Annotated in this window: 13 protein-coding genes and 2 pseudogenes; 2 read left to right on the top strand and 13 right to left on the bottom strand. The window is 52.1% G+C overall.

Annotation, left to right across the window (positions count from 1 at the left end; all coding sequences use genetic code 11):
* The first annotated feature begins 489 nt into the window (after window positions 1–489).
* Window positions 490–2,418, top strand: coding sequence for a glycosyl hydrolase family 28-related protein (locus BQ8482_RS09245; RefSeq protein ID WP_123147152.1), 1,929 nt, complete (start codon window positions 490–492; stop codon window positions 2,416–2,418).
* 340 nt (window positions 2,419–2,758) lie between these two features.
* On the opposite strand, the pseudogene BQ8482_RS09235 reads toward BQ8482_RS09245, so the two are convergent.
* From BQ8482_RS09235 to BQ8482_RS37635, 7 genes and pseudogenes are all read right to left on the bottom strand, one after another.
* A pseudogene (locus tag BQ8482_RS09235) lies at window positions 2,759–2,937 on the bottom strand (IS5/IS1182 family transposase); the annotation flags it as partial.
* A 25-nt stretch (window positions 2,938–2,962) separates the two neighbouring features.
* Window positions 2,963–3,508 (bottom strand): class I SAM-dependent methyltransferase, encoded by a 546-nt coding sequence (locus tag BQ8482_RS09230; protein WP_165848466.1) that lies wholly within the window; start codon window positions 3,506–3,508, stop codon window positions 2,963–2,965.
* Window positions 3,509–3,938: 430 nt separating this feature from the next.
* The gene (locus tag BQ8482_RS09225; RefSeq protein ID WP_123147150.1) at window positions 3,939–4,622 is read right to left on the bottom strand and encodes a class I SAM-dependent methyltransferase; all 684 of its coding nucleotides are present in this window, start codon (window positions 4,620–4,622) and stop codon (window positions 3,939–3,941) included.
* A 27-nt stretch (window positions 4,623–4,649) separates the two neighbouring features.
* On the bottom strand, window positions 4,650–5,186 hold the full coding sequence (locus BQ8482_RS09220) for an acyltransferase (protein WP_165848465.1): 537 nt from the start codon (window positions 5,184–5,186) through the stop codon (window positions 4,650–4,652).
* Between the two features lie 48 nt (window positions 5,187–5,234).
* Window positions 5,235–6,032, bottom strand: a complete 798-nt coding sequence (locus tag BQ8482_RS09215) for a glycosyltransferase (RefSeq protein ID WP_123147148.1) — start codon at window positions 6,030–6,032, stop codon at window positions 5,235–5,237.
* Window positions 6,022–7,095 carry a glycosyltransferase family 4 protein gene (locus BQ8482_RS09210; protein WP_165848464.1) on the bottom strand — a complete coding sequence of 358 codons (1,074 nt, stop codon included), beginning with the start codon at window positions 7,093–7,095 and terminating at the stop codon, window positions 6,022–6,024. Before BQ8482_RS09210 ends, BQ8482_RS09215 begins: the two co-directional genes overlap by 11 nt.
* A gap of 287 nt (window positions 7,096–7,382) precedes the next feature.
* Window positions 7,383–8,621, bottom strand: a complete 1,239-nt coding sequence (locus BQ8482_RS37635; RefSeq protein WP_133254719.1) for a hypothetical protein — start codon at window positions 8,619–8,621, stop codon at window positions 7,383–7,385.
* Window positions 8,622–8,749: 128 nt separating this feature from the next.
* Between BQ8482_RS37635 and BQ8482_RS09200 the strand changes: the two are divergent.
* A pseudogene (locus BQ8482_RS09200) lies at window positions 8,750–9,504 on the top strand (transposase).
* Window positions 9,505–9,542: 38 nt separating this feature from the next.
* On the opposite strand, the gene BQ8482_RS09195 reads toward BQ8482_RS09200, so the two are convergent.
* Genes BQ8482_RS09195 through gmd form a run of 6 tightly spaced genes read right to left on the bottom strand, consistent with a single transcriptional unit; the run spans window position 9,543 to window position 16,025 of the window.
* Window positions 9,543–10,793 carry a glycosyltransferase family 4 protein gene (locus BQ8482_RS09195; RefSeq protein WP_123147145.1) on the bottom strand — a complete coding sequence of 417 codons (1,251 nt, stop codon included), beginning with the start codon at window positions 10,791–10,793 and terminating at the stop codon, window positions 9,543–9,545.
* A 54-nt stretch (window positions 10,794–10,847) separates the two neighbouring features.
* The gene (locus tag BQ8482_RS40025; protein ID WP_123147144.1) at window positions 10,848–12,107 is read right to left on the bottom strand and encodes a glycosyltransferase; all 1,260 of its coding nucleotides are present in this window, start codon (window positions 12,105–12,107) and stop codon (window positions 10,848–10,850) included.
* 3 nt (window positions 12,108–12,110) lie between these two features.
* Window positions 12,111–12,812 (bottom strand): class I SAM-dependent methyltransferase, encoded by a 702-nt coding sequence (locus BQ8482_RS09185; RefSeq protein ID WP_123147143.1) that lies wholly within the window; start codon window positions 12,810–12,812, stop codon window positions 12,111–12,113.
* A gap of 12 nt (window positions 12,813–12,824) precedes the next feature.
* A complete protein-coding gene (locus BQ8482_RS09180; protein ID WP_133254718.1) occupies window positions 12,825–14,129 on the bottom strand; it encodes a flippase in 1,305 nt (434 codons plus the stop codon).
* 33 nt (window positions 14,130–14,162) lie between these two features.
* Window positions 14,163–14,909, bottom strand: a complete 747-nt coding sequence (locus tag BQ8482_RS09175; RefSeq protein ID WP_133254717.1) for a glycosyltransferase family 2 protein — start codon at window positions 14,907–14,909, stop codon at window positions 14,163–14,165.
* 21 nt (window positions 14,910–14,930) lie between these two features.
* Entirely contained in the window at window positions 14,931–16,025 is a 1,095-nt protein-coding gene (gmd, locus tag BQ8482_RS09170; protein ID WP_123147140.1) for a GDP-mannose 4,6-dehydratase, read from the bottom strand.
* Window positions 16,026–16,055 lie beyond the last annotated feature (30 nt).

Raw genomic sequence — 16,055 nt, 5'->3', positions numbered from 1 at the left:
ATCGTCGATTCCAGAACAATAAACTGACTCGTTCGCAATCCTCCATGGTCTCGATGGTCGCCTCCACTACACCACAAATCCGGCTCGCGATAGCGGCAGAGCGCAGTCGGAACACGGATGATGATAACTCAATACTGGAGAGTTTGGCGAAGCGCAGTGGCGCCGGATCGCAACCGGCGTCACACACTCCACCGCCGAAGGGTCCTAGACGCCATTTCGACCCGTAAAGCGCAATACCGCAGCCGCCATCGAGATCGCCATCCCAGTGACACTTTCAGCGCCTGGCGATGGTCTCGGACCAGGTGGGTGCGACCGTTGTGCTGACCGCAGAAGCTGTGTTCGAAGTGAGTTTTTCTCACACGCCGCTAGCGCCCACTCTTCGTCCGATTAGGCCAGTCCGCTAAAATTTGAACGCCGAACCGGCTCGTGCCAGTCGCTCACCTGACGTCTCGCCATCGTTCGGGCAAAATTCACGCATACGCGACCTGAATGGAACGGCGATTCTTTCTTGGCCTACTTGGCGGGGCGGCCTTGCCGGATCCAAGCGCTGCGCCGTCCGTCAGGATGCATCATGAATTGTCGGTTTTCCGTGCCACAGATTTCTCCGAGGATCGAACCGTGGCAGGAGGGCAATTTCCCTTGTATACCTCCCGCGCTGCAGGGGCGGCAGAGACGATCCCGATGGCCGTCAACTATATCAGAACTGCGGGCTACATAACGGCTGGCGACGGTGGTGGAGCGCTCTACAAGAAGGTAGAGGCCGAACCTTCAAATCAAGGCAAGTTGAGATCTGCAGACGGGGCTTGGTGGGAGATCATCGGTTCTGATTTCACTGTCACGCAATTTGGTGCGCTAGGCGATGGCGAGACAGATGATAGGGCAGCCATTCAAGCAGCCTATGATATGGTGCCGGTCGGCGGCTGGCTATATTTTGGGAAAGGTAAGAACTACCGCATCAACTCCAAGTTGAAGTTCAATCGATCCGTCAATGTCGATTTCTGCGGCTCTATGGTCACACTTAATAACTCAACGTTCCCAAACAATCGTCATTTTGACCTCCTTTCGACGCTCGGTAGTGCGGTGGAATGGACCGGGACGATTGGGGCGGGCGTTCGCACATTCAGGGTCACGAATACACTGGCGGTTGGTGACACGGTCCTTCTAGCGCTTGGGCAAGATCCTCACGACGCTCAGGAGGAGCATTTCATCCGAATGTGCAAGGTGACGGCGGCGTCCGCGGGCCAGTTTACGGTCGATGTCGTGACCCCGTATGCAATCAACGGCCACAGCCATTTCTTCTGCCTAGTCACGACCGAGGTTGCGGGGGTCACGATCCGCAATTTGGTCATCGATTATGTGGATGCGACCACACCGGACGTGCATTGCTGGATCGGGTACGTGCACGACTGCATTTTTGAGAACATTCGTGCAGTTAAGGGCCGGATCATTTTCAATCCGCTCAACAGTTACAATCTGAAATTCACGAACATCAACGCCCGGGTGATTAGGGCCGGCAACAGCAGCCATGGCCGCATCTTCACTGGATGGCAGCTTGAGAACGTTTTGATCGAGAACGTTAATGGCACTAGTAGCGACCGTGGGTCATGGTTCTTCTGGGAGAACTGGTGCCGGGGCGTTAAAGTTGTCAATTCCACGCTCATTGATGACGATTTTTCGACTTCGCAGGCACTCTTGCATGTCTCTGGTGGTTCCTACGACATCGAGTGGGACGGACTGACGCTCGGGTTCCAGGCCACCGCCGATGTAGTGAGCACAGGCGGCACGCCAGCCGAATACCGGTTAAGGCGGCTGCGAATACTCAATAAGCCCAACCTCATTGAGTTGGACAAGGTAGAAAGCTGGGCCGATGTCGAGAGGGACGTGTCCTTCATGTCGCCCGGTGGCTGGGTCACGAGCCACATCGTTGGCAGGCTCTCGCCGAGCACAACGCGAAACGTCAAAATCGCGAACGGCGTGCTGCGCCGGCTGTGGATCTACATCGAAAGCACGACCGGGTTGATGGCGGCCTACTTGATCGATGAAATCGCGTCAGTTCGCAAGATAACTGACAGCCTCACCGCGGGAAAATGGGCGGAAATTCCGAACGGCAGATTTTACGGATCGGCTTTCAACAACGATGCCGACGCGCCGGAGAAGACCATCCAGTTTGTCAGCGAGGCAAGCTATGCCGATGATCAGAACTATGCCATCGTCGTAGAATATTGGCCAATATCCGGCAACGCTGCCACCTTCCAAATCGGTTCTAATGTTGCGCCGCTTACTGTGTCTGCAACCAGCGGGACTCTTCCGACCGCGAACGGGACGGTAACTATTGCCAATGCCGATACCCCTACGGTGGTGGAGCTTCTGGAATATTGTCGTGAGCTGGAAGCAAAGCTCAATGCACTACGGTCTTAGCGTAACTGCTGTAGTGGCTGACAGATATATAGTCGTGAATGGCAGCGATCGAATTATCGGATATTGTCGAGCAACGTGATCTCGATCGGGCCGTCGTCGAGCAATTCGGCATGGCCATCTCTGTGACTTCGTCCATCTCGTCACATCCGCCCCACTTGAAGTGAACTTTCGAGGGACCATGGCTCAGATCGAGGCTGCAGGGCACCAAAGGCGATCTCGTCGTTGTTGTCGCCGCCGATCGTGATCATGGCGGGGCCGCTGAGGTTCAGGTAGCCGCGATCCCAACAGGTCGGCTTCGATGATCCGCCAGCGGTCGATCAGTTGGCAGCCTCGGGCACGGTCATGCCGGCACCACTAGCAGCTTTGGCAATCGCACCCGATTGTAGGCGGCGGCCGCGAAGGTGGAAGGCCCATCCGACGCGGCCGCGGCCACGTAACTTAAGTCTTCTCCTGCCCGGCGATCGTCTTGATCCAGCCGAACGCCTCCTCGATGCGCTTTCGGATGCACTGGCTGACGGCACATACGGCCCCATCCAGTTCACAGCTAGAGAGCGCCGCCACAAACGAAGAGCTTCTCACCTCTAAGGAGTCCGAACTTGCACACGAGGGGCTCCTCGGCCGTAAACTCGGCAAGCCTAAATCCGGCAGTTCTTATCCGGTCCCGAACGTCTGCGCCAAAATAGCGGACATGATCTTCTTGTCCGAAGTGAGCAAGCCTGGCCTGCGGAGTCAGTACGTCAGGATTTTCGTATGTTGTCGCCCATCCCTCTATGATGGGGAACATCAAGAGCAGGGTGCCGGAGGGCCGCAGCACGCGGCGCAATTCGGCCAATGCCTTTTTATCGTCGACATGCTCCAAAACGTGATTGCAGATGACGAGATCAAAAGAATCGTCAGGAAAATGCATCGCTTCGATGTTGACAAATACGTCTCCAGGCGCTGGGTTTAAGTCGCCCCCAATGTATGATAATGCGCGTTCGCTAATATACAAACGGGCAAATGATTCCGGCGCAAAGTGCAGAACGTCCTTCCCCTCGATCAAGCTTGGATTCTCGTCGAGATAGAGGCGTTGTAAGCGGTGACGCTCCATGGAGTGGCACTTGGGGCACTCGGCATCGAGCCGCGGCGGCAGTCCAAATATTCTGAACTTCGTAGTCGTCCCGCAACACGGGCAGTGTTTGGGGCTCGGCCGATGACGGGTAAATAGCCATGTTGCGCGGTCTATCTCTGCAGGCAAAGTCCGCGAGAGTACGATTCTAAGTGCACCACCTGCAATTCTCTTAACTTTTGGCGCCATAGTACTCCCCTGCTTCTGAAACACAGATGAATAACCATACCTCGGGGCTGACGAGCAACCGTTCCGGATACAGTGGGTTGCTGATGTCCGCTGTTGACAGGCCCGCTATTCGGCGAGACTGCCCCTCTCCAAGGAAGCCCTGGGAGCGCGCTAAATACCAATGTTCGCTGAAATTCACGCTCGGCTCAAGGGCGGCGGTTACCCATTCGCGCAAATTTGTTATCTAACTAGTACGTTCTGCGAGGACAAAGATTCCGTTTCCGCCGAAAAGTCTAGTCTCCACGTCGTGCGACAGCTGGCGCGCAGCTACACGAAGACAACTTGCAAGTAATCCGCCGGCACTTCCGTACTGGATTCCCGGGTCCGCGTATCGATAGCCGATCACTTTGAATCCAGCGTACTCCAGGGTGGCGAGGGCTGACTCCTTGGTGAAGTAGTGAAGATGCCCTACCATTTTTCGGGCGCGCATATAGCCACCGAAAAGGATGGACGTAACATTCATGTCGAGTGGAATGCTGAAGGCGAAGTAGCGACCGAGGGGGCGCACAGACCTCAGGAACCCCAAGTAATCGTCGACGTGCTCAAACACGTCAAGCAGCATGACAAGATCGTAAGTAGTTCCGGAGACTGCACCTAGGTCAGCTACAGCATAGCCGACCTGATCGTTGGCATAATATTGATTGGCAAACGCTATAGGTTCAGGCGAGAGATCGATCCCGTAGCCCTTGGCGCGGGTCATATTGCAAAGGGTCATAAGCGCGCGCCCGCTCCCACATCCGATGTCGAGAATCGAATTTATAGGGAGACCGCGGATGAGGTCGTGAACCCGCTCGGCTTTAGGCTGTCCGTGATCGTCATGGAAATCACTGATGACAGACCAGTATCGACCCGACTCGTATGCGCTCATATTCCAACATTCCTCATACTCATTCACTTACTGAACGATATACTTACCTGACAGCATCTTCTTCTCAACCCATTCTGCGGTTAACGCAATTGTCCTAGCGGGATTCCCAGCCACGATGGAGCCATCTGCAATATTGCCTTTTACAACACTTCCGGCTCCGATTACGACGTTATCTCCAACTCGGGCGCCAGGCAAAACCGAAGCCCTCGCGCCTATGAAGCAGTTTCTCCCTATAACTATATCGTCCAATATAAACACTTCTCCCGGTCCTCTTGGGATCATCTTTCCAATGCTCGCCAGAGCAGTGGTAATTGAGTAATCATGCGTTAGGAACATAACCTCACGCGATATTGTAACGTTGTCTCCTAAATGAATCTTCGAGTAATCGGCCCCATCAAAGTATACTGAGCTACTGATGTATCTCGGATGCCCAGAAATATTAATTCCGATTCTTCTCAAATACCAGGTATAAGCAATCATGTAGACATCTGTTGAAATGTACTCCAGCACAGCAATGGCCTTTCGCGAAACGACTAGAATGGCCTTCTTGAGTACATTTTTCATGTCATCTCCCACACGCTGTTTCTCTCTCCGGACATAAGGCACTTCCATTCAGGCGCGGTAACGACGCACTCCTCTGTTGCGCAAGTTAACAAATGCCTTCAAGGCGTGGTAAAGCATAGCCTGAGTCACACCAAACAAGCGGTCCATTACCGCAAACTCTCGATCCCTAACACGCTTCGTCTCCACCCGACACACGTCCTGCATTTTTGATGTCTTCGTGTCACCGTGAAGTCTTTGCATCCCAAGTACCATTCTAACAAGTTTTACTCTCGGATGCACCGCCTTGAAAAACCTTACCGCAAAATCATAATCCAAAGCAAAGCGAAAGGATTTGTCGAAGCCGACTTTGCGAGCGAGCTGAGTGTCATATATTGTAGACTGATTCGTGTAGTATATGTTGACAAACATCTGCCTCCATCGAACGGGATACAGGTGTCTAAACGATGAGAAGTGTTTAAGGCTAGATCCATCATCCACCAATGTTTCCTGATCATACGCCATCACCTCTTCACTGCTGTCGCTATGATTCTCGACAAAATCATCCAGAACATCAATGTTGAACATGTCGTCGCTATTTTGGAACATAAACCAGCGCCCATCGGCGATCGTCAAGCCCTTGGCAATCGCATCCGCCTGGCCTTCATCCGGTTCACAGACAAACTTATCATGTGGTTTCAAATAGGCCTTAGCAACATCTTTCGAATTGTCGGTCGAGCCGCCGTCCACGACGATGAGCTGTATCTCTGTTCTATTTGTACTTTCGTTTATTCTTCTTAGTAGGTCTTTCAAGAACTCCGAGTAATTGTAGTTTGGAATGACTATCGAAATCGAAAAGTTACGCGCCATTAAACAGATTCCTTATTCCGCTGCGATATCGCCCAGACGAGTAAACTGCCATTGCCCTCGTCCTATTCGATAGGGATATATCGGCGCGGGCTTCCGAGAAGTAGAACCGAGAGATCGAGCTAGCTATTTCATGCGGCGTGGGCTGCACAAGATCCGCATGAAACCCGTCGACCATTCGCGAAATCATGCCGTGATCTGATGACACCACGAAGCACCCGGCCGCAAATGCCTCAATAATGCTTATCGGTGCAGCTTCGGTTGGATACGTAGTCGGAAGGACGAACACGTCGGCTTTCGAAAGAACGTCTGCCTTCCTTGCGCCGTACACTGGGCCGGCAACGGTGATGTAATCTTTAGCTGCTATATTTCGCAGATAAGTCTCAATTTGGTCGACCGACATGTCGGCATCTCCAATGGGGTGTCCACAGATCGTCAGTTTGACAGGCAATCCCTCAGATACCAGTATGTCGACCGCCTCTACGGCAACCGTGAAACCTTTTGAAAAAATTAAGTTCGATAAGTAAAGTACATTGATCACTTCATCGCGGCTTTTCTTCATTTGTGTCGTTGCGATGTCGTCGTCAAAGAAATTAGGTATTTCGATCAGCTTCATTCGTTCAAACATGCTGTATTGCGACAGAAGTGTTTTGTCAGGAGCGACGGATGTGTCTATCTGTGAGTACATGATGTCTATGAGGCAACGAGAAAGTCGGCCGGTTCCGGTCCGGAACGATTCAAAATCGTTTCCGTGTAGATGGTTTATAATCCGTCGTCTGAACACGGTTCCAAGTAAAATTACTGGAATATCTCTAGTCAAAAAACCCCGCCAACTTCGGCTGCTGGTAAAATACACTGCGCTATTTGTTTGAATGAACCCTACGAACAAACGAACTGGAAAAGAAATAACGTCAAGTTTACGCTCGAACGATGCGTCGACAACGCGTGCGGTAGGTACAGCCGCGCACGCCTCTCTAAACGCCTTGGCTTGACCGGTGATTAGGCCGGTTGCTGCTCCGACGAAGAGAGGAGCACTGTTAGATGGTGTAGTTCTCGGAAGGTCCATGCCTTCTCCGCTAGCCGTCCGCGCAAATAAGGGCGACGCTATGTTTTTGGGCATTGTGACTTAGCCTTGGCGGAGATTCCGCCACCTGCAGAGATTTGGGAAGCGAGTCGGTCTGCGCGGAAGTGGTGCATCCTAACAAGTCGACCCCAAACCGGAAGCTGGCGGTCTCTTCCTAGGGTAATGGTGCGACCGATTTCCGACACGACTAACACAGTGCTCCGCAAGGCCATGGGACATTGTGGCGCTCAAACCTTGTTGAACAGGACCATTCTCAATGGCAGTCCTCACTATCTGCCGTACCAAGTTCGGTAGGTTTTGCCATCGGAGTGCCTGATGCCATCCCCAAAGACCTTTCGGGCCAGATCCAACGCAAGGAGTGGCACTAAGAACGTCAACGCCCATGTCATCTGCTGAGCTAAGTATCCTCGGGTGGGAATCAACACAGCATACAATACAATAACGCCACAGGAATAATAGACATTGGGACTCCGTTTCAATGTGCTCTGAAAAAACAGACCAGCTATTCCACCCAGGAGAGCTGCTGAAAATGGCAGGCCATAGAGCCCATACATAAGCGCCGCTTGCCCAAGATCGTGGAATGCTGCACCGGTGTCCTGCAGTCCCTCTGTGACAATCAAATAGGAACCAAGATAAGTCGTGCGTGGTTTGTCGGGGTAAAGAGCAGCGGGAACAAATTGAGTAGTCAAAACCGTGATCGGCTCCAGCCCTACGAGCTGAAGCCGATCAATTCCCTCCACTATGTTGATCGTCGCAAACGCCACCGTCTGCTCCCCACTTTGCTTTAGAAACTCAAGTGGTGCAAACGCAAGATCACCCAAATCTACAACGGAAAAGGTACCATAACTCCTTACTTGGCCTAACGCACCAAGCCCCAGAGCTAACATCAACGCAATTCCGCCAGCCACAGCAGCGCGAACCGGTCGAAATCCCCTTCCTGGCAAATTCATTAACTCCGACAAAAACAGAATCGCGAGCCTATATCTAAAACCAGCATAAAGAAACACTACTGATTGGATCAAAATAAATACAATATTGAGGAAATTGCTTCTCTCGTTCCTACCGATAAAATAACACACTAACAATATATCGAAACCAATAATTGTGAATAGGAATGGTCCATCTGCTCGGAAGATATTTCTCGACACAAGCGAAAACGCAACCAGTGCGCCTGCGAATACACAAAGTGACCAGAGAACGATCTTTTCTCCTAACCTCCCATGCCGAGGCAAGTAACGCTCAGTCGATACGCGCGTGAATGCCAAAGGAGCAGTCACTCTAAAACCAATCATGTAGCACGCGCAGAATACAATGACTGACCAATAGTATACCTCGGTTGGTCGTGCATACGTACCAGTGACGAGGTCTACATCGCCAACAAGCAGCGGAAGCAATATCAGATAAAACAAACTCGATACAACATAAAGGAACGGAAATGATGCGACACCATACCGGTAGAATGAGTATAATATCCAAGAGAGCGAGAGAAATATTGTGAGTGTCAGCATCACCATTACTCCGGCGGATAGCATTTGAGGTTAGCAGGCGTCATCGCAAACCTAGCTAGTGGTGACGGGCTGACATTAAGAGGCCGGTTTGGGATTCCCTTTCGCAAGTGCACAGGCCACTCTGGCGGATGCACACAGGAATATCTCTCACCGTTTCGTCTATTGATCGCGAGCGCCTCAGCGCACTGATCAGCGACGGCGCGGGCACCGTCGCGATCATGCGGCAAACCGGCAAGTCCAAGCCCTGCGGGTGGCGCTGGCACGAGGTGCGTCGCAGCGGAAGGCTTCGAAGGGCTGTTGCGCGACAAGAGATTCCCCTCTTGAGCCTGAAGTAGCCCAGCGCGTGGTGGCGCTGACGTTTGCAGGATCCGCCGGGCGATCCGACGCACTGGACCGCCGACATGATGGCGGCTGCGGCCGGCCCCAGCGCCAGCGCGGTGCGCCGGACCTGGAAGGCTCACGGGCTGCAGCCCAACCGCTGGGGCCGATTCAAGCTCTCCAACGTTCCGCAGTTCGTCGACAAGCTGCGCGACGTCGTTCTGCCTCTGAAAGAAGGGAGGCCTCCGCACTATGACTCACGACTGCAAGCGCAATGGCACCACCACGCTGTTCGACACCTGCGCTGCTCACAAGCACCCCCAAGGTGCTTATCTGGCTCCACTTTCCGCTTCACCTCGACGTCATGCTCATGGCTCAACGCAGTCGAGGGCTTCTTCGCAAAATTATCGAAGCGTCGCCCAAGTGAGGTGTCTTCCACTCCGTCGTCGATCTCCAAGCTGCAATCAACCGCTACCTCGCCGAGCACAACCAGCAACTCAAACCTTTCACTTGGGCCGCCGATCCCGATAAGACCATTGCTGCTGTCAACCGGGCACCAGCGTAGATTCAATCCACAGAGATGCAGCCCCATTTCCTCCCTTGTCAGCCCGAACTCGAAAGATGGTCCGCGATGTTTCGACGAAATGCCGTCCATGTGTGAGTACTTGCTTCAGCAAGAGCAAAAGCTCGCATCGCAGGCCATCGGCCACGTTCGCGTATGGCTCGATCGACCGCTCCCTCTATGCAGTCCTCCATGAACCCCTTCATAAGGTAGCCCGATTTGCCATCAACGCAAACATCTGGCGCTCCGGTATTGCAACTAGCGATAATTGGTAGCCCCGCACTCATAGACTCGAGTAGAACATGTCCAAAGCCTTCGGCCAAGCTTGGCAGAATTAAGAAGTCTGCCTCGCTCGCCGCGGACCAAAGGATTGAATCGTCAAGAATAGTCCTTAAGACGAGGTTTTTAGGAATTTCCGAAATCCATTCGATTGTCTTCTCCCGAGCTCGCTGCAACTCCCGGGTATAGATGGTCAGGCGAATATCCGGCCGCCTTGCCACCAGCTTTAGAAGTTCGTACACACCCTTTCTGACAACGAACTGGCCGACGAAGGCAAGGTCAATTGCATAGTCACTAACGGAACCTCGCACCGACTGTTCCGCTGGCAGAGCGCCCGACCTGCTCGGCGCGCCGTAGGGAATCACTTTGATTGTGTCTTGCTGCACACCAGCCTTGATCAAGGTCCGAAGTACGAATGACGAACTGCATATTATTGTGTCAGACACACTGACTTCATGGGACAGCTTCGACAGGTATGACGTGCTATTTGTCATCTCCTCCTCTTGAGAGAACATATCAATTGCAATTTCTGGTCTCTTGGCCGCATAATCGTGATATATTGTACGGAGCATTACCGGATGCGGATGCATTTGGAAAAGCGCAAGCTTGCAATTGTCATTAACATTACCTGCAGCGTATATTATGCCCGAGTTGTAATAAAATATAGCCAATTTGAATTTTAATGATGATAGCAGGCGCCGAGCTTTTCTGCCTAACAGGAAGCTTCTTAGCTGGTTGATGCGCTTATTCCTGGGAACAATCCTTTCACAATAGTCCAGAATAAGTAATATGAAGGTCGTATAAACGGTGATATCTAGTCCCTTACGGTACCTCCTATATACCGCATCACCCATTAACCAGCGAGACACCAGCCCGATGAATGTCCCAGGAGTATAATAAAAATCGGTTAGAAGGCTAACCTTCCAGCCGGCATCGTAGAGAGCTTGGACAACCTCATAGTTGTCTCGGCGACCAACGTGTACGACCAATACCGAAGAGTTGTTGTGGTTCATCCAAATCACCAGGAGACAAAAGGCTCAGGCGCAATTCCTGGCCCAAGCAAAAAATTAGGATTCGTCAGCCAAGCCCAAGAGGTCGCAGTATAACTTAATATGCTCAAGGGCCGCCACATCCGGCGAGTATCGTTTCGTTACTGCCTCTCGCCCCTTAACACCCATTGCCCTGAGTTTCCCGCGGTCCATCGCCATGACATTCCGGATTTTGGTAACAAGACTTTCGACATCGTTGTGAGGGACCGTCCAACCAGTTACAGACTCCTCTATAATTTCTTGAGCTGGGGTACTCGCGAATGCAACAACAGGGGTGCCAGCAGCCATCGCTTCAGCCGTCGTCTTACCAAATGTTTCGTGCAAAGAGGGCATTACGAATAAGTCGGCTGCAGAATATATCATATTGAGGGTTTCGTAATCCTTTACCATGCCAAAGTATCTTATGTTGTCATTTTTATACGAAAAGTTTCCACCAAATACAGCCCACTCGACATCCGAATGCTCCGAAAACTCCTCCAGGAGCCTAGGGATTATGTCACCTCCCTTTCGCGGGTCGGACAGATCAATAGCACCAATACCGATAACATACTTCGAACTGTCTAATCCAAGAGTATCACGCGCGATGAACTTATCAATTATAGCAAATTTATCGATCGGAATGGCATTCGATATAACTCTGATCTTGTGTTTCGCCAACGCAGTGCTCAACTGTGCGTTCTGCGCTACGTCTTTGCTAATCGCAATAAAGGCCATTCCAGAGGTATATGTGCGACGCTTTCTGGCAAGGTCGTCTGACGCTACCGAGTGTGCCTCGGGCTTTAGGATTGGACAAGATTGGCAGCCATCGAGGTAACCGCTACAACCGCTCGAGAAATGACAACCACCGGTGAATAGCCACATATCTCTCAGCGTGAATACAACAGGTCGATCCTCTTTCGCTAACACCTCCCAGAATTCTGGACCCATGGTAGAGGCATGAGCCCACTGGATGTGAATAATATCTGCCCACGAATAAAGGGGGTGTTTGTGCGGATTGAGTCCTACACCAATTGGGAAGTAGGGTGCTCCTCTATCAACAATATTGCGACTTAGGCGCCACGAGTATATCCTCGTCCTGACGCTCGTGATTAGTCTTGCTACCCCTCCCAAGCGCACAGCGTGGTAGTCCGGAGGTGTACGTCGTTCCACTCTACCGAGAATTCGGGAATCCACTCCGCGCGCCCGCAGGGCCAAATGCAGGGTGAGGGCGCCTCGACCGGCCCCAGAGCCGAGCGCCCCGCCGAGGATATGAAGTACTCTTAACGAGTTCGCGCCCATGGCTTATATCGACGAAACGAAATAGGCTTCCCGCCGCGCAATAGCGTAACCGCCCCGGGCAGCGAGTCGATCGAACTTTAGCCCACTGTCCGCTTCCCATTTGTTGACGATATGCTGCTCACCGCTTCGGCCAATGTCGTCGAGCACAATGGCGCACCGTGGCGATAAGTGGGGAAGGACCACGGGCAAGGCTGGATATCTGGCATGCGCTAAATCGCGGGTGTGAGCACGTGGGCCGTCGACCACTACCAGATCAACCTTCGAACCGGCAATAGCACGGGAGACCATCTCTGGGTCGTACCAAACCGAGCCATCCAACGAGTAGATGCAGTCCCGAAGCCCCACAACCAGAACCTGTGCTACGTGAGAAAGGCCCTCGGCTTTCAGCATATCAGAAACCAAAGACGCCCAGTCCGGATCGTCTTCTATAGAGATCACGGTTCCGCCAACCATTTCTGCAGCCTTCGAAAGATATAAAGTCGAGATACCACTCCCAAACTCAACGATCGTCCTACGTTTGTTGATCAGGATTTCATTAACCAGCGAAACTACAGCCGATGGGCGCATTGCGGATACGGTCCAAGGTAGGAACTTCAGCCCTAGTTTGGCCAGTTCCACGCTCGCCCGGCAATCGAGCACCGAATTTCTATACGAGTCGATCTTGGTGAGGACGCTCGTACGAATATAACTGCCAACGAATGACACTTGACGTTCTCCTTATGAAAGTCGTTTCCTGATCTCTCTGAATAGGATCGAGAACGGATTGAAAAAAGAGATGGTAATTATCGCGAATAGTTCACGACCGCTTTTGGAAAAAGCTAAGGACAGGTACGAGGACACAACAAACGCTGCCAACGTCGCGAAAGCAGACCCAGCCCCCCCATACTCCGGAATTAAAGCTAAATTCAAAAGTATATTTATAATAGCCCCTGCCCCTTCGCTTAATATCAGATACCTACCCTTGCTTTCTATGACTATCCATCTCGTTGTAAGGTACCTGGAAAACGAAAACGGCAGAGTCAGCGAAAGTATCATAAGCGAGTTTACTGAGTTCAGGTAATCTGCTCCAAAAAGACCCCTAACCAGATAGTCACCAAACAGCCATAGAGCCACAATACTGACATATGACATTACTGCGATAGCGGAATAACCTAGCCGCATCGCGTGAAAGAATTGTATTTTGCTTTCAGAGTTTACCGTTGCCAAGTACGGAAATAGGGTGACGCTGAAGGCAGCGGGAATAATGTAAAGTGCTTGGATAAGCTTCACCGAAGCCGCGTATTCACCTGAGACTGCAGGACCTGATATGATTCGAAGCATTGTCAGATCGATGTTCAAATAAATCAGCGCTAGGGCACTTCCAAGGAAAATGGCCCAGCTTTGTGATAGTAGAGATCGCGCATAGGGCAAGTCGACACGCCATGCCTTCAACGGTGGACCGCTACCATGACCAAACAACACGAAAAGAAGCAATACTCCCACTGCTGCGCCAAAGGCCTGCGAGAATCCGATCGAAACGACACCGTATCCGCAATAAACTAGAACTATCTTTGCAAGGCCAGAAATAACCGACGCTATAACATTGGCGACCATTGCTTTTTCAGACTCTACCTTCGCCCTAAACCAACTTGAAAATATACCGGTCGGTGAAATTAACACTATCGATATACAAGCTGATACGTATAGAAGGACCTCTTTCTCACCCTTTGATGCCAAAAAAGGAACGGCAGCAAACATCAACAGGGCGCCAAGCGTGTATCCAGCAAGGCGCAACGCAAGCGTAGTTCCAAGTATAACGCTTGATGGTTGTCTGCTTGTTACGAGTTCTCTGATTAAAATTCCATCGAGTCCTAACTGGCCAAGCAAACCGAAAATTGATGCGAGTGAGAATACGTATGCGTACAGGCCATAATCACTTGGTCCGAGGCTTCTCGCCACAAAAGCAAGCACAATCATCCCAAATAAATTTATTACAATGCTTTCTGCAAAAACAGCCCCGCCGCTATAGAAATACCTTTTCACTATATCCGTCTCATTTACCTGTTTTTTTAGACGTCATCGCACAATAAATTGTCTGACTTTTCGGATAGGCTTAGCAATAAGAGCAAAATCAATTAAACAGCTCCTTAGCCACATTCTGCGTGACTGCAACGCCTCTAAATTGTGATGAATAGTAGATGATAGATTTTTTGTACTTTTTCCTCCTACCATCATATCAACCAGGGTACCATCCACGGTGGCAACGATAAAGGGATGCAATTCAATACTTCTTAGCATCCAATCATAGTCAGACGCCACCTTATACTTAGTATTGAAATCACCGACTGCGTCCGTAACCTTCCGCTTGACGTAGAACGTTGGATGGGCCGGCATCCATCCGGTCCGAAAGCCCTTGGCGGGTCGGGCCGCAGCACGCCAACGGCGTACGACCCGTTTGCTCAGATGGTCTTCAACAAAATCCAGGTCACCATGCACGATGTCGGCGGTCTCGAGCCCTGCCGATATCCGTCCCAGCGCTGTGCGATCGTGAAAGCAATCGTCTGAATTCAGCACGCCTACCGCGTCACCGGTATAGAGACGCAGCCCCTTGTTGAGTGCATCATACATTCCGCTGTCGGGCTCGCTGATCAGCCGGATCTGGTCCGGTGGGTAAGACCGGACAATTGACAACGTCTCGTCCGACGAATTGCCGTCGATGACCACCAGTTCCTTGTCGCGATGATCCTGGGCCAGGAAGCTATCGATCGTATGCCGGATCGTCGCCGCAGAGTTCCAACAGACGGTCAAGACCGAGATTTTCATGTCGACCCGGCCCAACGGCGCTTACTGTGCCGCAACGCGAATTCGATCCTCATCCAGGCGCCGGTGTTCGGATTCCCGTCTTACCGTTTCGAGGTCGGACTGAACCATTTCCTGGACCATCGCATCGAGCGAGGTTGTTGCCTTCCACCCGAGAACGCGCTCCGCTTTCGAAGGATCGCCGATCAGCAGCTCAACTTCGGTCGGCCTGAAATAGCGCGGATCCACCTCGATCAGGACAGCGCCTGATTTTGCATCGACGCCCTTTTCGTCAATACCGGAACCAACCCACTCGATCTCGATCCCGACCTCGCTGAATGCAAGCTCGACAAAGCGGCGGACCGAATTCTTTACGCCGGTTGCAAGGACATAGTCGTCCGGCACTTCATGCTGAAGGATTCTCCACATGCCTTCGACGTAATCGCGGGCATGGCCCCAATCCCGTTCAGCCGACAGATTGCCGAGGTAGAGCTTGTCCTGAAGGCCGAGGCTGATTGCAGCCGCCGCGCGCGTGATCTTGCGGGTAACGAACGTCTCGCCGCGCATCGGGCTTTCGTGATTGAACAGGATGCCGTTGGAAGCATGGATATCGTAAGCTTCGCGGTAATTCACGGTAATCCAGTAGGCGTAAATCTTTGCCGCCGCATATGGCGACCGAGGATAGAAAGGCGTCGTCTCCCGTTGCGGGATCTCCTGCACCTTGCCGTAGAGCTCGGAAGTCGAGGCCTGATAAAAACGCGTCTTTTTTGTCAGGCCAAGCAGCCGGATGGCTTCGAGGAGACGCAATGTGCCGATCGCGTCAGCATTCGCGGTATATTCCGCGGTCTCGAAGCTCACCTGGACATGCGATTGTGCAGCGAGATTGTAGATCTCATCCGGCTGCACTTCCTGGACGATGCGGATGAGGTTGGTGGCGTCGGTCATGTCGCCATAATGCAGCGACAGCCTTACGTCCTTCTCATGCGGATCCTGGTAGAGATTATCGATGCGACCGGTGTTGAACGACGAGGAACGCCGCTTGATGCCATGGACATCATAGCCCTTTGCCAGAAGAAGTTCCGCCAGATAGGCACCATCCTGGCCGGTGATGCCGGTAATGAGTGCGGTCTTCCTGGTCATAGTGCTTCTCCGGCGATTTCTGGAACGCAA

Origin of the sequence: Mesorhizobium delmotii, from assembly GCF_900149755.1 — a bacterium.
In the GTDB taxonomy this organism is placed as follows: Bacteria; Pseudomonadota; Alphaproteobacteria; order Rhizobiales; family Rhizobiaceae; genus Mesorhizobium; species Mesorhizobium delmotii.
This window is presented reverse-complemented; position numbering and strand designations above follow the sequence as displayed.